Consider the following 18,584-nt stretch of genomic DNA (forward strand, 5'->3'; position numbering starts at 1 on the left):
CCCCTTATTTCATCGAAATGGTGGTATTGACGCCGCTGCCGCCGTCGTCCGGGGCGAACCAGCGCGCCGTGACGGTCTTGGTCTGCGTCCAGAAGTACAAGGCTTGCTTGCCGTTCGGGCCCAGGTCGCCCAGTTTCGACGCGCGCGACCCCGTAAAACTGAAATAGGCGACAGGGACGGGTATGGCCACGTTGATACCCACCTGCCCCACGTCGATCTCGTTCTGGAATTTGCGCCCTGCCCAGCCGGACGAGGTGAAGATCGAGGTGCCGTTGCCGTTCGGGTTCGCGTTGATGAAGGCGATGGCCTGGTCCAGGGTTTCCGTCTCGACGACGCACATGGCGGGGCCGAAGATTTCCTGCGTGTAGACGGAATTCGATGCTGCCACCTTCGAGAAAATCGTCGGCCCCATGAAGTTGCCGCCCTCGTAGCCGGCCACCTTGAGGCCACGGCCGTCCAGCAGCAATTCCGCGCCTTCGTCCACGCCCGCCTGTATCAGCTTTTCGGCGCGCTGCATGGCCGCTTTCGAGACCATCGGCCCCAGGTCCGCCGTGCGGTCGCTGCCCGGCCCCACTTTCAACGCTTGCGAGCGGGCGACGATTTCCGGCAGCCAGGAACGCGCCTCGCCCACCAGCACCACCACGGAATTGGCCATGCAGCGCTGGCCGGCCGCGCCGAAGGCGGCGCCGATCAGGTTATTGATCGCCTGTTCCTTGTTAGCGTCGGCCAGCACCACGCAATGGTTTTTCGCCCCCATCATCGATTGCGCGCGCTTGCCAGATTCGCTGGCGCGGCGGTACACATGCGTGCCCACGTGGGTGGAGCCGATGAAGGACACGGCCTTGATGTCGGGATGGTCGCACAGCATGTTGACGACGTCGGCACCGCCATGCACGACGTTCAGCACGCCGGCCGGCAAGCCCGCCTGGTACATCAGTTCGACCAGGTACATGGTCGACGACGGATCCTGCTCCGACGGTTTCAGGACAAAAGTATTGCCGCAGGCGATAGCGATGGGGAACATGAAGCACGGCAGCATGACGGGGAAGTTGAAGGCCGTGATGCCGGCACCCACGCCCAGCGGCTGGTAGATATTGTAGACATCGACGCCGGTGGCCGCGTTTTCAGCAATTTCTCCCAGCTGCAGGGTGGCGATCGAGCACGCGTGCTCCACCACTTCCAGGCCGCGCATGACTTCCCCTTCCGCGTCGGGCAGGGTCTTGCCGTGCTCACGCGTGATCAGTGCGGCCAGAGTGCCGATATTTTCGCGGATCAGGTGCTGGTACTTGAGCATGATGCGCATGCGCGCGGCCAGCGGGGTATGCCGCCACGTCTTGAATGCTTCCTTGGCCGTGGCGACGGCCAGCTTGACTTCGTCCGGCGTGGAAAACGGCACCTTGGCGACGATTTCCTGCGTGGCCGGGTTGACGACGTCGCGCCACTCGGTGCTGATTGAAGCGTGGTGCTTGCCGCCGATATGCAGGGGGATGCTTGGGACTTGGGTGAGTGCTTGGTTCATGGTTTGCTCCGGGTGTGCGATATTCATAGGGTGCGGCTGAGCAAATGAGTACTGGGGTCAGGCCCGCCGGGGGAATTTCCCCCAGTGGGGGAAATTCCGATTCCGAAGGAACTGACCCCGGCCCTCTGCTGCTCAGCCGAAAATTATTTCTTGACCAGGTTGCACGCGGCCGCATCCATAGGCTTGAAGGCCTGGTCGGCGGGGATGGTAGACAGCACCTTCAGGTAATCCCACGCGCCTTTCGATTCGGCCGGGGTTTTCACCTGCACCAGATACATGTCGTGGATGACGCGGCCATCGGGACGGATGGAGGCGTTGTTCATGACGGCATCCTTGATGGGCAGTTCGCGCATTTTCTGGGCGACGATCTTCGAGTCGTCACTCTTGGCGGCCGCCACCGATTTCAGGTAGTGGTAGACGCTGGAATACACGCCCGCCTGCACCATGGTTGGCTTGGCGCCCTTGTTGAGCGCCTCGAAACGCTTGGCGAAGGCGCGGCTGCGGTCATCAAAATCCCAGTAAAAACCGTCCGCGTAGACCAGGCCCTGGGCCGTTTCCAGCCCCAGCGCGTGCACGTCGGAGAGGAATACGAGCAAGGCGGCCAGCCGTTGGTCCTTGCCGCTGCCGATGCGGAATTCGCGCGCCTGCTTGATGGCGGATACCGTGTCGGCGCCGCCATTGGCCAGGCCGATCACCTGCGCTTTCGAGCCTTGCGCCTGCACCAGGAAGGACGAGAAATCGGACGCGTTGAGCGGATGACGCACGGCACCCAGCACCGTGCCGCCATTGCGCTTGACGACTTCGCTGGCATCCTTTTCCAGCGAATGGCCGAACGCATAATCGACGGTGACGAAATACCACGATTTCTGCCCTAATTTAGTCAGTGCCGCCGCCGTGCCGGCCGCCTGCGAATAGGTATCGAACATCCAGTGGAAGCCGTTCGGCGAGCAATCCTCGTTCGTCAGGCGCCCGGTGGCAGGGCCGCTGAACATGGCGATGCCGCCCTTCTCTTTCATCAGCTTTTGCACGGACAGGGCCACCGAGGAGTTGGTGAGATCGGCGATGGCGTCGACCTTGTCGCGGTCTATCCATTCGCGCGCCTTGGAGGCGGCGATGTCCGCCTTGTTCAAGTGGTCGGCCGAGAGGATTTCGATCTTCATGCCCTTGCATTCGGCTTTCAGGCAATCTTCGACGGCCATCTGGCTGGCGACGACGGAGCCGCGCCCGCCCATGGCCGAATACGGGCCGGACATGTCGGTCAGGATGCCGACCTTGACGACGCCATCGGAAATCTGCGCCTGCGCGCCGCCAAAGGAAAGGGAAAGCGCCAGCGCGCCCATGGCCAGTACGGTTTTTTTCATGCGTGTCTCCAGGTGGATGGGTTTTCTTATATGTTTAGATGCATTCTGCATGTGTAAAAATATGCACTCAAGTGAAATTAATGCATAATTCCTTTGCAAAAATGCACAGAGAGGGATTGCCATGCTCGATTGGGACAATGTACGGGTCTTCCTGGAACTGACGCGCAGCGCTGGCCTGGTGGATGCGGCGAAAAAGCTGGGCATCGACCATTCCACCGTGTCGCGGCGCATGCGCAAGTTCGAGGAGCAGGTGGGCACGCAGCTCTTCGACCGCAACTACGTGGGCTACCAGCTGACGCCCGAGGGCCACCGGCTGATGGAATACGCGGAAACGATGGAAAGCACGGTGTTTGCCGCCACCGAGGAACTGGGCGAACATAACCGCCTGCTGTCGGGCCAGGTGCGCCTGGGCGCTACCGAGGGCTTCGGCGCCATCGTGCTGGCGCCCCACCTGGCGCAGTTTTGCGGGAAATACCCGCACATCAGCGTGGATCTGATCGCCGTACCCCGTTTCGTCAGCCTGTCCAAGCGCGAGGCGGACGTGGCCATTTCCATCGAGCGCCCCCTCTCTGGCCCGTATGTCGTGACGAAGCTGTCCGACTACCGCTTGAAACTGTATGCCACGCCGGCCTACCTGGCGCGCCACGCGCCCATTACCAGCGTGGCGCAGCTGGCGCAGCACCCCATCATCGGCTACGTGGACGACCTGGTTTTCAGCGCGGAGCTGCGCTACATGGACAATGTGGCGCCCGATTCGCTGCGCGCGTTTCGCAGCACCAGCGTGATCGCCCAGTACCACGCGGCGCGCGCGGGCCAGGCGCTGGCGATCCTGCCCTGCTTCGTGGCCCAGCAGTCGAACGAACTGGTACCCGTGCTCGAGGGCGAGATCGATTTGCTGCGCGCCTTCTGGATGATTTCACCGAGCGAACGGCGCAATATCGCCAGGGTCAGCGCCCTGTGGAATTACCTGCGTACCGCCATCGACCTCAATCACGCCTACCTGATGGGAGACGCGGCCAGCCCCAGCTGGCCCGCTTAAGCAAGCTGCGGCGCGCTACACTGTCGCCACTTACCGCGTAAATAAAGGAGAATGCCATGCTGATGGATGCGAACCAGGCTGTTTTGGTCATTGTCGACCTGCAAGGGCGCTTGATGCCGGCCATCCACGATGCGGGCCTGGTGCTGGCGCAGAACCTGCGCCTGGCAAAGATCGCCCGCCTGCTCGACGTGCCCGTGCTGGGCACGGAACAGAACCGCCAGGGACTGGGACCGAACGTGGAAGAAATCGCCGCCCTGTGCGAACAGACCTTGCACAAGACGCATTTCGGCGCCTGTGCCGACGGCTTGCAAGCCATCCTGCCACCAGGACGCAAACAGATCCTCGTCACGGGTTGCGAAGCCCATGTGTGCATGCTGCAGACGGCCATCGGCCTGCTGGAGCTGGGGTATGAGGTGATCATCGCCATCGATGCCGTCGGTTCGCGTCAGGGCGCCAGCCGCGATGCGGCACTGGCCCGCCTGGGCAAGCTGGGCGCCCATCTGGTGACGGTGGAAATGCTGGCCTTTGAATGGCTGCGCGACTGCAAGCACCCGCGTTTCCGCGAGGTGCTGGCGCTGATCAAATAGCCATTCTCACGCAATAGACTAGCCTAGAAATAACGCACCCACGCCTGCTTCGACGTGCGCTTGTAATTAGCAAACGCGCGGCAGGGAAAGTACAGCAAGGGCATCAGGGACAGCGCGATCAGCCACACTTGCCAGATATGTTCGACGCCATAGCGGGCACCATGATTGGCGCCCAGCACCGCCGTCAAGGTGATGCCGATGGCCAGCAGCAGATACAGGTGCAGCAAATAATAAAACATGGGCGCGCCGCCAAAGGTGGCGCAAGCCCGTGTAAACCAGTTGTCGACGCTTTCCAGCCAGGCCAGGCCCAGCAAGCCCAGGCCCAGGGTAAACAGCAAAAAGTCCAGCGAAGGCGGATACTTGGTGAAGTTCAGCACGCTCATGGCCGTGCGCACGGCCGTCTCGTCCGCCACCCACGGCAGGGTTTCGCCATACAGATTGAAGCCGCGCAGCACGGCCAGCAGCAGCAAGCTGCCACCGCCCAGCGCCAGCAGCAGGCGTCTTCTCCCCTCCGGCGAACGGCTGCGCGCATACAGGGGTCCGGCCGCATAACCAAGCACGATCACGCCTATCCACGGCAGCAGCGGATAGCTGACCTTGATTTTCATGGCGCCATCGGTCACCAGATAACCGCGTTGCAGCAGTACCGTCAACAGATAGTGGCCAAGGCTCCCCTCCTCCGCGCGCAGTCCTGTGAACAGATGCTGGCCCGCGATGATCGCCACGCCCAGCAGCGCCAGCACTTTCAATGGCAACCTGTGCAGCACGGCCAGCGCCATCATGGCCAGGCCGATGACCCAGATCACCTGCAAATACAGCACGGCGGGCGGAAACGCCCCGCTCCAGGCGAAGTTGACGAACACCAGTTCCAGCACGACCAGCAGCAAGCCCCGCTTGAACAAAAAGCCGGCCGCGCTGCGGGGGCCGGCGGCCGGATGCGCATACAGCCAGGCCGACAAGCCCGTCAGGAAGACGAACATGGGCGCGCAAAAGTGCGCGGCCAGGCGCGTGAAGAACAGGGCCGGATCGACGCTGGCCACATCCATCGGGTCGCCGACCTGGTGGTGCAGGAAGACCGTTTCGCGCACATGGTCGAACAGCATGATCAGCATGACGAGGCCGCGCATGACGTCGATCACGGCGATGCGGGTGCGCAGGGTGACGGGGGAATTTAGGGATGTGGAAACAGTCATTAGTTTATGTCTATGTATTGGTGCCTTGGTGCGTTGGAGTGTCGTAGGCGTCACTTGCCGCACAGGCAAAAATCCGGGGTCAGACCCGTCGGCTCTGACCCCAGCTTTATGCTGCTGGTTCTAAACAATGCCCCGGCATTTTGCAAATCAAAACCTGTAATGCGCATTCAGGGTCGCCGTGCGTTCGGCCCCCGGCGCCACCCACAGCTGGCTATAGGAACTCGCATAGTAGCTGCGGCTGAACAGGTTTTCCACGCTCAAAGCCAGGCGCAGCTTCGCAGTCGGCGAATAGGAAGCAAGCAGCCTGGCCGTCGTATAGGCCGGCAGGGTAAAGCTGCTGCTGACGGCCACGTCGCCCAGGCGCTCGCCCACGTACTGCACCCCGCCGCCCACGCTGGCCGTGCCCGTGCCCAGCGCGAATTGCTGCGTGGCCAGCAGGTTGGCGCTGTGGCGCGGCACGTTGGCGAAGCGGCTGCCCGTCAAAATCGTATTGTCGCCGCGCGTGACGGTGGCGTCCGTGTACGCATAGGCGCCCGAGACACGCAAGCGGCGCGCCACTTCGCCCGACACGTCCAGCTCCAGGCCCCGGCTGCCCACCTCGCCCGCCGCAATGGCGAAGTCCGTGTTGGCGGGATTCGTCGTCAGCACATTGCTCTTGCGGATGTCGTACACGGCCACGGTGCCCGTCAGTTTGCCCGTATCCAGCTTCGCGCCCAGCTCATACGAGCGGCTGCGCTCTGCAGGGAAGGCCTGGTTGTCTATGCTGATGCCGCTGTTGGGACGGAAGCCCTTGGCCGCGCTCGCATACAGCGACCACATTTTTGACGGCTGGTAGACGAGGCCCGCGCGGGGGCTGGTGGCCGACAGCGACTGGCGGTTGCTCACGTTCAGGCGATTGTTCGTGACGTCCTGCGTGTATGTATCGCGGCGCACGCCGACCAGCGCCTTCCACTGCGCGCCCAGGTCCAGTTGATCTTGCACATACAGGCCGCGTGCCTGTTGCCCTTCCTGCGTGTCGATGGACAGGGCCAGCGGAGCGGCCTTGCCGCCATACACGGGTGCAAAAATATCGATGGCATACGCATACGCGGCGGTGGGATTGCGCCGCAGCTGCACCCGGTGGTCGTCGAAGTGATAGGCGTCGACACCGGCCAGCACCTCGTGCGCCAGCGCGCCCGTTTTGAACTTGCCCAGTAATTCAACGCGGGCCGACACGTCGATGGCAGAAAAATCGCGGTGGCGGCGCTGGCGGTTCAGGGTGCGGCCATCGGCCAACAGCTTGTTCGCCTCAGTCGAATAGCCGTTCAATGCACTGTCGCGGTAAGAGGCACCTGCCTGCAACGTCCAGTCGTCGGACAGCGCATGGTGGATAAATAACTGCTGCCCCAGCGACTTGACCGTCATGGGGCCGTCGTCCGGTTCGCCCAGGAAGCGCGACACGGGCACGGCGCCCAGCTTGCCATTCACAGCCACCACGCCCCGGTCGAACGGCGCGCGCTGCCGCACCGCTTCGATTTCGTAGGACACGGTCGTGTGCTCGCCCACCAGCCAGAGGAAGGAGGGAGAAAACAGGCTGCGCTCGACGTGCAGCGTATCGCGGAAGCTGTGCCCTTCTTCATGCGCCGCGTTCAGGCGGTAAGCAAAGCTGTCGCTCAAGGGCCCCGTCAAGTCCAGCGCGGCGCGGCGCGTCTGGAAACTGCCGAAGGACACATCGGCGCTGTATTCGGGCGCGAACTTCGGCTTTTTCGTCGTGATATTAACGGTACCGCCCGGCTCGCCCCGGCCGTACAGGGCCGAAGCGGGGCCTTTCAGCACTTCCACGTTCTGCGTGTTGCCGGCGTCGCGCATGCCGTTGTAGCCCCGGCTGGAACTGAAACCGTTGACCATGTAGTCGGAACCGAAATTCGGGTCACCCGTGAAGCCGCGCATGGCGTAGCTGTCCCACAGGCCGCCCAGCGGGCTTTGCTTCGCGATGCCGCTGGCCAGGTCCAGCGCACCGGCCAGTGTCGTCACGCCCGCGTCGCGCAGCAGGTCGCTGTTCAGCACGCGCACGCTTTGCGGCAAATCCATCAGCAAGGCATCCGTCTTGGTGGCGCCCGTGGCGGACAGGCTGCGGTAATGCTGGCGCTCCGCACTGACCGTGACGACGTCCTGCACAGCGGGTCCGTCCGCCAGGGCCAGCGGACTGGCAGCGACCAGCAGCAGCGCCATCGGGCGCTGTAAAAAGAGGGGCATGGGAAATCCTGAAAGAGAATTAAATGCAAATGAATTGCATTATAAATGATAATCAACTCTCAATAAAGATCTAAGCTCCCAAATGCCATCCCCGTGCCTGGCCCGCCTGGCGCTGCATGCCGCTGTACACGCCACCCTGCCGCAGCAATTGCGCATGCGTGCCCCGTTCGACGATGCGCCCCGATTGCATCACCAGAATCTGGTCTGCCTGTGCGGCAATCGCCAGACGGTGCGTGGCGACCACCACGGCATGGGTACGCGCCAGGTCGGCCAGGGTGGCGATAGCGCGCCGTTCGCTGATGGCGTCAAGCGCCGACAGCGGTTCGTCGAACAGCATCAGCGGCGCGGGTTTCAACAACGCGCGGGCGAACGCCAGCCGCTGGCGCTCCCCGCCCGACAAGGTCCAGCCGCCTTCGCCTACCACAGTGTCCAAGCCCTGCGGCAAGGACTGCGCCAGCGATGCCAGACCGGCCGCCGACAGGGCCGCCAGCATATCCTGCGCCACAATCTGCCGGCCCAGGCTCAGATTGTCGCGCAAGCTGGCCGGCAGCAGCCAGGTATGCTGGAACATCGGTGTCGCCAGTTTTGCCAGCGCGGCGTCGTCATTGGTGCGCATATCGATGCCGCCGGCCAGCAGCACGCCGCTATCGGGATCCAGCTGGCGGCACAGCAATTGCAGCAAGGTCGTCTTGCCCGAGCCGGAAGCGCCCACCAGCACCGTCAGGGAACACTGACCAATCTCCAGCGAGACGGCATCGACGATGGGGCGTCCGTCGCGCCGCACGCAGACATCGCGCGCCTCGACGGCTGGCGCGTCCTGTTCCGGCACACGGCCGGGCAACGCCAGCACGGGCAATTCCCGCTCCGCCAGCAAGCCATCAAACTGGCGCAAGGTGTGGGCTACCTGTTGCAGGGCGGCGCCCGTATGCACGACGGCGGCCATCGCCTCGGCCAGCACGGTGGCGACGATCAATGTCGCCAGCAGCGCCGGCACATCAAGGGTGCCGGCCAACACCTGGCGCAAGCCGATGGCCAGCAAGAGTGCATACGCCAACTGCGCCGCCACGGTAAAACCGAGGGCGGCGGGGAACAGCAAATGCTGGGAGCGCCGTTCCGCCTGGCGCTGCTCCATGAGCGACTGTTCCAGCATGGCGCTGCCCAGCTCGGAGCGGCCCGTGGCGCGCAGCACGGGTTGCGCCGCGATATATTCCAGCACGCGGCCATTCGTTTCGGCGCTGCTGGCCGCCAGCGCCGTCTCGGCCCGGCTGCCGCAGGCCAGCGCCCAGCGATACACGAACAACAAGGGCGGCATGGCCAGCAGCAGCACCGCACCCAGGTGCCAGTCGATGGCCAGCCAGAGCAGTCCTACCACCAGCGGTGCCAGCACGGCATCGAACAGGGGCTGCAGCAAGTGCGCGGGCGCGCCCATCACGGCCATCACGCCGCCAGAGGCCAGCTGGCGCATATCGCCGGCGCGGCGCGGCGTGCACCAGGCCAGCGGCAGGCGCACGATTTTATCGGCCAGGCGCCGATGCAGCGCATGCGCGCAGTGGGCGCCGGCGGCATAGCCTTTCAATCGCGTGACATGGCGCAGCGCGGCGCTGGCCGTTGCCGACAGCAGAAACAGTACCAGCCATGCACCTTCCGCTTGCCCCGGCTGCGGCGCCAGCCAGGCGCGCAGCAGCGGCAGCAGCATGCACAGGGCCAGCGCACCCAGGATACTGTTGGCCGCCATCAGCGCCAGCGCAAGGCGCAACTTGCCGGCGGCCGCGCCATCAAGCATGCGCAACAGCAAACGCACGGTGGCGATCATGCCGCCACCTCGTCAACCAGGCTTTGCGCCGCCCACAGGGCCGCATACGCGCCCCGCGCGGCCAGCAGCTGCGCATGCGTGCCCCGCTCGCATAGGCGTCCGCCATCGAGCAGTGCTATCTGGTCGGCATGCACGATAGTTTGCAGCCGGTGCGCCACCACCAGCACCGTGCGTCCCGCCAGCAAGGCCGACAGGCCGGCCTGCACCTGCGCTTCCGACTCGGGGTCGAGGGCCGCCATCGCCTCGTCCAGCACGACGATACGGGGATCGGCCAGCAGGGTGCGGGCGATCGCCAGGCGCTGCGCCTCGCCGCCCGACAGCGCCAGGCCTTCGCCCAGCAAGGTGTCATACCCTTGCGGCAAGGCCGTGATGCGAGCATGGATGTGCGCGACGCGCGCCGCCGCTTCCACCTGGGCGTCGCTCGCATCCGGCCGCCCCAGGCGGATGTTGTCGCGCGCGGACAGGCGCAGCACTTGCGTGTGCTGCAAGACAAAACCCACACGCGCATACAGCACGGCGGGATCGATCTGGCGCACATCGACGCCGCCGATGCGCACGGCGCCTGCCGTCACGTCCCACAGGCGCGGCAACAACATGGCCAGGGTCGACTTGCCGCCGCCCGACGGCCCCACCAGGGCTGTCACGCTGCCCGCAGGCAGGCATAAATCGATGCCATGCAAAACATCGATACCGCCCGGATAGGCAAAACGCACCTGTTCATAACGCACATCGTCGCCAGCCGGCAGCAACGGCGTCTGCGCCTGCGGCATGGGCGCCTCGGCCAGCAAGGCGCCGATCCTGCGCGCCGCCGCCAAACCTCCCTTCAAGTCATCGGCGCCGTGCCCCAGCGCGGCGACAGGCGCGCACAAGGCCATGCCCAGCAAGGCAAACGGCAGCATCTGCGCGGGCGACATCGCCCGGGTTTGCGCGCCCAGCCAGGCACCACTCACGACAAAAGCCAGCACGACGGGCGGCGACAGCAGCACATCGACCAGCGCAGCCATGCCGCCCCAGCGCCGCACCCAGGCCAAAAACTGCCGCGCATAGCGTCCGGCCACGGCATGGAAGCGTGCTTGCGGCAGCGTCTCCTGCGCATACGTCTTGAAGACGGCCATGCCCTGCACCAGTTCCACCATCGCTGCCGCCAGTTCGCCGCCAGTGCGCTGCAACTGTGCCTGTCCCTCGCGGAAGGCTGCTGCGTCCATGCCCCGATAGCGCCACCAGGCCAGGGCTGGCGCGACCAGGGTAACGGCCGTCATGCGCCAGTCCGTCTGCAGCAGCCAGGCCAGGCATGCCACGGGCGCGACGACCACGGCGGCCAGGTCGGACGGCGCATGCGCCACCAGGCGGTGCAGCGCAGCCACGTCACGCTGCACGATTTCGTTGACCTTGGCCGCATTGCTGCCCGCGTACCAGCCCAGCGGCACTCTGGACAACTGCCGCGCCAGCCGCAGGCGCAACTGGCACTGCAAGTCCGCATCGGCCAGATGCGTCAAGTGCAGGCCCAGCGCCGTCGTCAGTTGACGCAGGCACAGCGCAGCCAGTGCCAGCCACAGCACATTCCAGGCCTGGCCAGCATCGACATCCGATGCCAATAGCAAGGCGCCCAACTGCGCCATGGCGATATATGGCAGTACGCCGCACAGGGCGGCCAGCGCCTGCAGCGCACCAGCGCCCAGCAAGCGGCTCCGAACGGGGGCCAGCAAGGCCGACAAATCGCGCCAGTCGCTCACAATGTCCCCTCCACGCAGACGACGGCACCCGTATCGAGCTGGCGCACCTTGGCTCGTACACGGTAGACGCGCGCGATCAGGGCGGTGTCAATCACGGCATGCGGTGCGCCCGACGCCGCCAGCACGCCATCGTGCAGCACCATCACCTGGTCGGCGCAGCCCAGCGCCAGGTTGATGTCGTGCAGGACGATGACGGTAATCAAAGCATGTTCGCGCGTGGCGCGCCCTATCGCCTCGATCACCTGGAACTGGTGATACAGGTCCAGCGCGCTGGTGGGCTCGTCCAGCAGCAGCACCTTGGGCTGGCGCACCAGCGCCTGGGCCAGGCCCACCAGTTGGCGCTGGCCGCCCGACAGCGCCTCGACCTGGCGACTGGCCAGGGGCAGCAAGTCGAGGCGCGCCAGCACGGCCTCCACCCTGGCCACGGCCGCCGCATCGACCCTGGCGCCCAGCCAGCCTTCGCTGCGCCCCGCCATCGCGGCGCTGAGCACAGCCTCGAACACGCCCAGCCGCGTGCGCGAGGGCAGACTTTGCGGCAGATACACCATGCTTTGCGCGCGCAGGGCTTGCGGCCCGCAGGCCAGGTCCACGCCATCGAGCAGCAGGGCGCCCTGCATCGATTGCAAGCCGGCGATGCCGCGCAACAGGGTCGACTTGCCGGCCCCGTTCGGGCCGATCAGGGCAGTCACGCTGCCCGGCAACAAGGGCGGCAGGCTGGCGCCGCGCAGCACGTCGCGCCGTCCATACGCCACGCAGGCATTGCGCACCAGCAGGCCGCTCATGCCGCACCTCCCCGCTGGCGCATGACGATGGCCATGAAAAACGGGATGCCGACCAGCGCCGTGACGATGCCGACGGGGATCAGCACGCCGTCGATCAGCGATTTGCTGCAGATCGAGGCCAGCGACAGGATCAGCGCGCCGGCCAGCGCGGACGCGGGCAACAGCAGGCGATGATCCTCGCCCACCAGCAGGCGCGCGATATGCGGCGCCACCAGGCCGATGAAACCGATGGTGCCGACAAAGGACACGGCCAGCGCCGACAGCAGGCTGATACGCAGCAGGGACAGCATGCGCAAGCGGCGCACATCGACGCCGAAGCTGCGCGCGCGGTCCTCGCCCATGGTCAGCGCCGTCATGGCCCAGCTGTCGCGCACGGCCCATGGCGCGATCACGGCCAGCGTCGCGGCCAGGATGGCGATCTTGTCCCAGGAGGAGCGCGACAGGCTGCCCATGGTCCAGAACACCAGTTGCTGCAAGCTATCCTGGCTGGCGACAAACTGCAGCAGCGCCACCAGCGCATTAAAGGCAAACACCAGCGCAATGCCGAACAGCACCAGGCTTTCCACGCCGAAGCCGCGCCAGCGCGTCAGCAGGTGCAGCAAGCCGACGGACGCAAACGCGAACAGGAAGGCATTCGCCGACACCACGTACTGGGGCGGCACCCCGGGCAAGCTCCAGTTCAGGACGATGGCCAGCGCAGCGCCGAACGAGGCGGCGGCCGACACGCCGAGGGTGAACGGGCTGGCCAGCGGATTGACGAGGATGGTCTGCATCTCGGCACCCGCCAGCGCCAGCGCAGCGCCCACCAGCACGGCCATCAGCGCATATGGCAGACGCACATCCCACACGATGACCTGCTCCATGCGCGGCACGCCATCGGGCTGCAGCAGTACCTGGAACAAACGGGACATGCCCATGCCGGACGGCCCCGTGGCGATATCGGCCGCCAGCGAGACGGCCAGCGCGCACAGCAGCGCACCCACCAGCATGACGCGGCGCACATGGCGCTGGCGGTACGCCCTGCCCGCCGCCATGGCAGGCAGCTCTTGTGTCAGCACGGCGCTCAAGGCAGCATGTCCACGAACAGCACGCCCATGGCGGGAATCGGCATGAAACGGCGATACATTTCAAGGCGCGTGCGGGCCGGGTCCAGGTCCGCAAACAGCGCCGGATGCAGCCACTTGGCCAGCGCCTGCACTGCCACCAGGTGTTCGGGCGAGTCGTAGAACACATGCCACAGACCATGCGAGCGCCTGCCATTTTTTTCGCGCACGGCGCTCAGTTGGGCCGTTTCCGTGCGCGAGGCCACGGCGCGCAGGCTGCTGCGCGCCTGCGCCAAGGTGGCCTGGTAACCGAGGGTCACGCCCCCCTGCCCGCTGGCGAACACGCCCGTCGCCACATACACGTCGGGATCGCGCGACAGAATGTATTCCGGGTTCAGGGTGCCTATGGGGCCGGGGATCTTGCCGGCGCCGATATTCTCGCCACCGGCCAGGGCAATCATCTCGCCGAAATTGCCCGTGCCGGGAGAACCGCAACAGCCTTGCAAGCCCGCCAGCATGTCGACAAAGATGCTGGGGCGGCGAAAGCCGGGCCTGGCCTGCGCCGCTTGCACGGCGCGCGCAACTTTACCCACCTGCTCTTCGTAAAAGGCGATGAAGGCGGCGGCCTGCGCCTGGCGGTCCAGTGCCTTGCCCATCAGGCGCATGCTGGGCACGGTATTTGCCAGCGGATGGTTGCTGAAGTCGACAAAGATCACGGGCACGCCGGCCGCTTCCAGCTGGCGCACGGCGTCACTGCCCGGCGCGGGGCCGTGACCGCCCGACAGGGCCAGGATGGCCAAGTCGGGCCGCAAGGACAGGGCTTTTTCCACGCTGAAACTGTCGGCCGAGGTGGCGCCCACCAGGGGCACCTGCTCCGCTTGCGGGAAGACCTTGCGGTAGGCCGCGTAGCCCTGCACATCCAGGTGGCGGAAATCGCCCTGCCAGCCCACCAGGCGAGCAAAGGGATTTTTTCCTTCCAACATGGACAAGGTGTAGATCAGGCGGCCTTCGCCCAGCACGATGCGCTGCACCTGGTCGGGTACGTTCACCGTGCGTCCCGCCAGGTCGGTGACGGTGACGGCCTCAACTGACAAACTGATGCAGGACAGCAGCGCGGCGGCCAGCATGGACAAGATTTTTCTCATGGCATCACCACGCATGCTTGACGGTCAGCAGCAGGCGGCGCGCATCGCCCGTGCTGCAATTGCTCGATGAACAACTGTCGTAGTAATGCTTGTTGCTCAGATTTGTCACGTTCAGCGCCAGCTGCGTGCCCCGCAGAGACGGCGACAGCCGCAGCAGATCCAGGTCCAGCGCCAGGTCCGTCAGCAGGTAGGACGGCACGTCGATGCGGTTGGCGGAGTCGGCCTTGGTGGCGCCCGTGTAGCGCAAGCCCAGGCCGATGCCCAGTCCCGCCAGCGGGCCTTGCACCAGTTTGTACTTGCCCCATACGCTGGCCATGGTCTCCGGCATGCCGACGGGACGCTTGCCCACTTCATTGACGTTATTGCTTTTACTCACTTCCAGGCGGTTCCACGTGACATTGGCCGCCAAGTTGAAATTGCGCGTGAGATTGGCCAGCGCATCGAGTTCCACGCCATGCGATTTGATTTCGCCCGTCTGCAAACGATTCAGCGAATTGTTCGGATCCAGGGTCTGCACGTTTTCCTGGCGCAGGTCAAACACGGATGCCGTGAAAAATCCGTCGAAACCGGGCGGCTGGTATTTCACGCCCACTTCCGCCTGCTTGCCCTTGGTGGGGTCGTAGGATTTGCCATAGAAATCGTTGCCCAGCACGGGGTTGAACGAGGTCATCAGGCTGACGTAAGGTGCCAGGCCGTTCTCGGCAAGATAGACGGCGCCAGCCTTCCACGTCAGCGCATCATCCTTTTGCGACGGCGGCGTGACGCCGTCCAGGCGGTCGCGCGTGGACGTGTCCGACCAATCCTTGCGTATGCCCGCGCTGAGCACCCATTGCCGCGCCAGCTTGATCTGTTGCTGCGCGTACAGGCCGTACTGGTCCGAGCTTTGCACGGTGCTCGCATAGCGCTCGGGCGTGGGCAGCATATGGCCCAGGTAGACGGGCTGGTACATATCAATCTCGGCGCCGGCCGGACCGCCATTGAGCACATAATCTTCTTTCGTGTGACGGTAATCGAGGCCCACCAGAGTCTCGAATTCGGCGCCGCCGCTGCGCCAACTGGCCTTAGCATTGTTATCCAGCGACCAGCTCTCGCCATCGATATCGAAGAAATAGGGCGTGCGGCGCAAGGTGCGCTGGTCGGCCAGCAGGCGGCCCTGGATGGTTTCCGTGATCAGGTTGACCCGCCCATAGCGGGACTTGGAATGGACGCTCCACACGTCATCGATGCGGTGTTCCAGCAGATAGGCCAGCGAATATTGCACGCGGTGATTGTCCAGGCCCTTTTCGTTGAGCATCTGGTTGTAGGGAAGGCGGCCATGGCGGTTCGGCAACAGGGTGCCCTGGATGGGCGCCACCACGGCGGGCGGACCGAACTTGTCGCGCGTGTAGTCGGCCAGCAAGGTCAGGCTGGTGGCCGCGCTGGGGCGCCAGCTCAGGGCGGGCGCGATATACACCTTGTCGTCCGGCACGCCTGTGAATTGGGAATCGCTATCGCGCAGCAAGCCCGTCATGCGGTAAGCCCAGTCGCTACCCTCGCCCACGGGGCCACTCACATCGCCCTGCACCTGCTTGCGGTGGAAGTTGCCCATCTGCAATTGCAGCTCTCGGTATGGCTGAAACAGGGGCTGTTTGCTGATCTGGTTGACGATGCCGCCCGGCGAATTCTGGCCATACAGCACGGAACTGGGGCCCCGCAACACTTCCACCGCTTCCAGGCCATACGGCTCGACCTTGGGCCAGGCTTGCACCGTGGTGCCGCGCAAGCCGTCGCGCAGCATGCCGTTGCTGCCCACGTCGAAGCCGCGGATCTTGACGTTATCGAAACGATCATAGCGCTGCGAAGCAGCCATCGACGGACTGGCCAGCACGCCGGCCGAATACCGCAGCGCCTCGCCGACGGACTGGATGCTCTGCGCATCCATCTGGTCGCGCGTGATGACGGAAACGGAAGCGGGCGTTTCGATCAGCGCCGTATCGGTCTTGCTCGATGTCGTGCTTTGCGTGGCGATTTTCAAGCGCTGCGCTTCGATCGTCACACCCTGCATGGCTTGCGGCGCATCAGGCGCTTCGGCAGCATAGGCGGCGCGGCAAGCCAGGACCAGCACAAGGGGAATGGGAACGGCGCGCACAAGGCGCGGCAAACGGTGGGGCTGCGAGCGTGACATACGGTGAATCCTTCCAGGCTTTAAATGAGAATGAATATCATTCATCATAGAATCCGGAAGCATCGGCTGCTTTCGTTATCGGGCCTTCGCCTTACGAAAAACGGAAAAGATGCAGCCAGCTATGCGCGCGCCAGCTGGCTGGGCGGCATGCCGAAACGCTTGCGAAACAAGGTGGAAAAATGGGGAATGGCATAGCCGACAAAACACGCCACCTGCGTCACCGTATAGCCGCCCGCGCTGAGCATGCGATAGGCTTCCTGCAGACGGTAATCCTGCACATACTCGAACACGCTGACGCCAAACAGCTGGCGAAAGCCGGCCGTCAGCTTCTTTACGTTCAAGCCGCTTAATCTGGCTATTTCAGGCAAACCCAGCGGTTGCTGGAAATGCTGCTCGGCCAGCTCGCGCGCCTGCTGCAAGCGCTCAATCTCGAAGGCGCTCAAGTCCGCGCCGCTAGCGCCGCCCCGCGACCGTCCCAGTACCCGGTCGCTGGCCACGGCCGCCATCTCCAGCGCCTTGCCCGCCATGTACATGTCGCGCACGGCGCCGTCGAAGGGGCACATCAGGATCTGCGTGGCGATGGCCCGCAGGGCCGGCGTCAACACCTGGCGCATCACCAGCACGCCATCACGGTGCAGCTGCTGGCCGCCCGTGACGGCCAGGCGTTCCAGGTCGAAACCGCTGCGCTGCGCATGGCCGGCGTCGAGTCCCACTTTCACGTAGCGCTGCAAGGTATTCGCTTCAAAGCGGTCGCAGCCTTCGTGGCGGCCCCGCGCCAGCACCAGGTAGACGCCCGCATCGGTAATGGGGAACGGCGCGTGGCCATCCACGCTGCCGCTCAACTTGCCATTCAGCGAGACGATGACTTGCAAGCCCTCGAACACGGGCGTATTGACGGTGATGGGAGTGGGCGACAGCACGGAACCGGCCGACAAGGTCAGTTCGGAAGACAGTTGCCGCGTCCAGGCAGTCGATACCACGCCATGCTCCATATGAGAATAATTCTCATTTATATTATCATAATGCGGCCTGGATGGCGTGCTGGCCGCGAAAAACCTGCGCCAGAAAGTCCACAAACACTTGCACCTTGGCCGCGCGCAACTGGCGCGGGTGGAACAGCGCCCACACGTCGGGGCCAGCCGTGCGAAATGGCTGCAGCACGGGCACCAGGCTGCCGTCGCGCAAAGGCTGCAACACGGAAACGGACAGCGCCTGGACGATGCCGCAACCGGCCTGGGCGGCGGCGATCATCGATTCGATATGGTCGAAGGCCAGGGTGGCCGCAGGCGTGTGGGCATACGGTTCACCCGCGCCCCCGTCCTGGAACAGCCAGGGCCGCACCTGGCGCGATTTCGGGTACAGGAAATGCAGACAGGAAAACTGATCCAGTTCCTGTGGCGACCGCGGCATGCCATGCCGGGCGACAAAGGCGGGCGAGGCGCAGCACAGATAATCCATTGCCAGCAGGCTGCGCGCCACCAGCGATGAATCCTGCGGCTCGCCGATGCGCAGCATGACGTCGACGCCCTCTTCCACCATGTCGACCAGGCGGTCGCTGACCGTCAGGCGCAGGGCGATGTCGGGATAGGCGGCGATAAAGCGGGGCAAGGCGGGCGCCACCAGGTTGCGGCTGATGCTGCTGGGCATATCCACGCGCAAGCTGCCCGATGGCCGCTCGGCCGCCTGCAGCAGGCTCGTTTCCAGCGCCGCCATGTCGGCCAGCATCTGGCGCGCCTGCGCATGGCACTGCAGGCCTTCAGCCGTGAGCGACATGCTGCGCGTGGTGCGCTGCAAGAGCCGTACGCCGAAGTGCTTTTCCAGCGCCGCCACCTGGTTCGTCACGGACGAGGTCGAGATGCCCAGGCGCTGCGCTGCCTTGCTGAAGCCGCCCGCCTCGACCACCGCGCAAAACACCTGCATCGCTTCCAGCCTGTCCATGTCTGTCTCCCTGTGAACTCCTTGATGCCGGC

Annotated in this window: 14 protein-coding genes; 2 read left to right on the forward strand and 12 right to left on the reverse strand. The window is 64.8% G+C overall.

Annotated elements, in window-relative coordinates; genetic code table 11:
• Positions 1–4: 4 nt before the first annotated feature.
• Together ACQ4WZ_RS11930 and ACQ4WZ_RS11935 are read right to left on the reverse strand one after the other, a co-directional pair.
• A complete protein-coding gene (locus ACQ4WZ_RS11930) occupies positions 5–1,519 on the reverse strand; it encodes a CoA-acylating methylmalonate-semialdehyde dehydrogenase (protein WP_101480759.1) in 1,515 nt (504 codons plus the stop codon).
• Positions 1,520–1,662: 143 nt separating this feature from the next.
• Positions 1,663–2,880 carry an ABC transporter substrate-binding protein gene (locus ACQ4WZ_RS11935; protein ID WP_101480758.1) on the reverse strand — a complete coding sequence of 406 codons (1,218 nt, stop codon included), beginning with the start codon at positions 2,878–2,880 and terminating at the stop codon, positions 1,663–1,665.
• 121 nt (positions 2,881–3,001) lie between these two features.
• Between ACQ4WZ_RS11935 and ACQ4WZ_RS11940 the strand changes: the two genes are divergently transcribed.
• Together ACQ4WZ_RS11940 and ACQ4WZ_RS11945 are read left to right on the forward strand one after the other, a co-directional pair.
• On the forward strand, positions 3,002–3,919 hold the full coding sequence (locus ACQ4WZ_RS11940; protein ID WP_436573495.1) for a LysR family transcriptional regulator: 918 nt from the start codon (positions 3,002–3,004) through the stop codon (positions 3,917–3,919).
• A 56-nt stretch (positions 3,920–3,975) separates the two neighbouring features.
• Positions 3,976–4,506 carry an isochorismatase family protein gene (locus tag ACQ4WZ_RS11945; RefSeq protein WP_436573496.1) on the forward strand — a complete coding sequence of 177 codons (531 nt, stop codon included), beginning with the start codon at positions 3,976–3,978 and terminating at the stop codon, positions 4,504–4,506.
• A gap of 23 nt (positions 4,507–4,529) precedes the next feature.
• Here ACQ4WZ_RS11945 and ACQ4WZ_RS11950 read toward each other — a convergent pair whose 3' ends face one another.
• The 10 genes from ACQ4WZ_RS11950 to ACQ4WZ_RS11995 all read right to left on the reverse strand — a co-directional run bounded on the left by ACQ4WZ_RS11950 (position 4,530) and on the right by ACQ4WZ_RS11995 (position 18,552).
• The gene (locus ACQ4WZ_RS11950) at positions 4,530–5,699 is read right to left on the reverse strand and encodes an acetyltransferase domain-containing protein (RefSeq protein ID WP_436573497.1); all 1,170 of its coding nucleotides are present in this window, start codon (positions 5,697–5,699) and stop codon (positions 4,530–4,532) included.
• 147 nt (positions 5,700–5,846) lie between these two features.
• Complete coding sequence (locus ACQ4WZ_RS11955) at positions 5,847–7,934, reverse strand: TonB-dependent siderophore receptor (RefSeq protein ID WP_436573498.1); 2,088 nt, start codon at positions 7,932–7,934, stop codon at positions 5,847–5,849.
• 70 nt (positions 7,935–8,004) lie between these two features.
• On the reverse strand, positions 8,005–9,747 hold the full coding sequence (locus tag ACQ4WZ_RS11960) for an ABC transporter ATP-binding protein (RefSeq protein WP_436573499.1): 1,743 nt from the start codon (positions 9,745–9,747) through the stop codon (positions 8,005–8,007).
• Positions 9,744–11,480 (reverse strand): ABC transporter ATP-binding protein, encoded by a 1,737-nt coding sequence (locus tag ACQ4WZ_RS11965; RefSeq protein ID WP_436573500.1) that lies wholly within the window; start codon positions 11,478–11,480, stop codon positions 9,744–9,746. The genes ACQ4WZ_RS11960 and ACQ4WZ_RS11965 overlap by 4 nt, the downstream gene beginning before the upstream one ends.
• Entirely contained in the window at positions 11,477–12,262 is a 786-nt protein-coding gene (locus ACQ4WZ_RS11970) for an ABC transporter ATP-binding protein (protein WP_436573501.1), read from the reverse strand. The genes ACQ4WZ_RS11965 and ACQ4WZ_RS11970 overlap by 4 nt, the downstream gene beginning before the upstream one ends.
• Positions 12,259–13,296 (reverse strand): FecCD family ABC transporter permease, encoded by a 1,038-nt coding sequence (locus ACQ4WZ_RS11975; protein WP_436573884.1) that lies wholly within the window; start codon positions 13,294–13,296, stop codon positions 12,259–12,261. The genes ACQ4WZ_RS11970 and ACQ4WZ_RS11975 overlap by 4 nt, the downstream gene beginning before the upstream one ends.
• Positions 13,297–13,325: 29 nt before the next feature.
• Entirely contained in the window at positions 13,326–14,450 is a 1,125-nt protein-coding gene (locus ACQ4WZ_RS11980) for an ABC transporter substrate-binding protein (protein ID WP_436573502.1), read from the reverse strand.
• A 4-nt stretch (positions 14,451–14,454) separates the two neighbouring features.
• Entirely contained in the window at positions 14,455–16,614 is a 2,160-nt protein-coding gene (locus ACQ4WZ_RS11985; RefSeq protein ID WP_436573503.1) for a TonB-dependent siderophore receptor, read from the reverse strand.
• A gap of 119 nt (positions 16,615–16,733) precedes the next feature.
• Entirely contained in the window at positions 16,734–17,594 is an 861-nt protein-coding gene (locus tag ACQ4WZ_RS11990; protein ID WP_436573504.1) for a helix-turn-helix domain-containing protein, read from the reverse strand.
• 37 nt (positions 17,595–17,631) lie between these two features.
• Positions 17,632–18,552 carry a LysR family transcriptional regulator gene (locus ACQ4WZ_RS11995; RefSeq protein WP_436573505.1) on the reverse strand — a complete coding sequence of 307 codons (921 nt, stop codon included), beginning with the start codon at positions 18,550–18,552 and terminating at the stop codon, positions 17,632–17,634.
• Positions 18,553–18,584: the final 32 nt, after the last annotated feature.

This window comes from Janthinobacterium darwini (assembly GCF_051380905.1).
Lineage (GTDB): Bacteria > Pseudomonadota > Gammaproteobacteria > Burkholderiales > Burkholderiaceae_D > Janthinobacterium.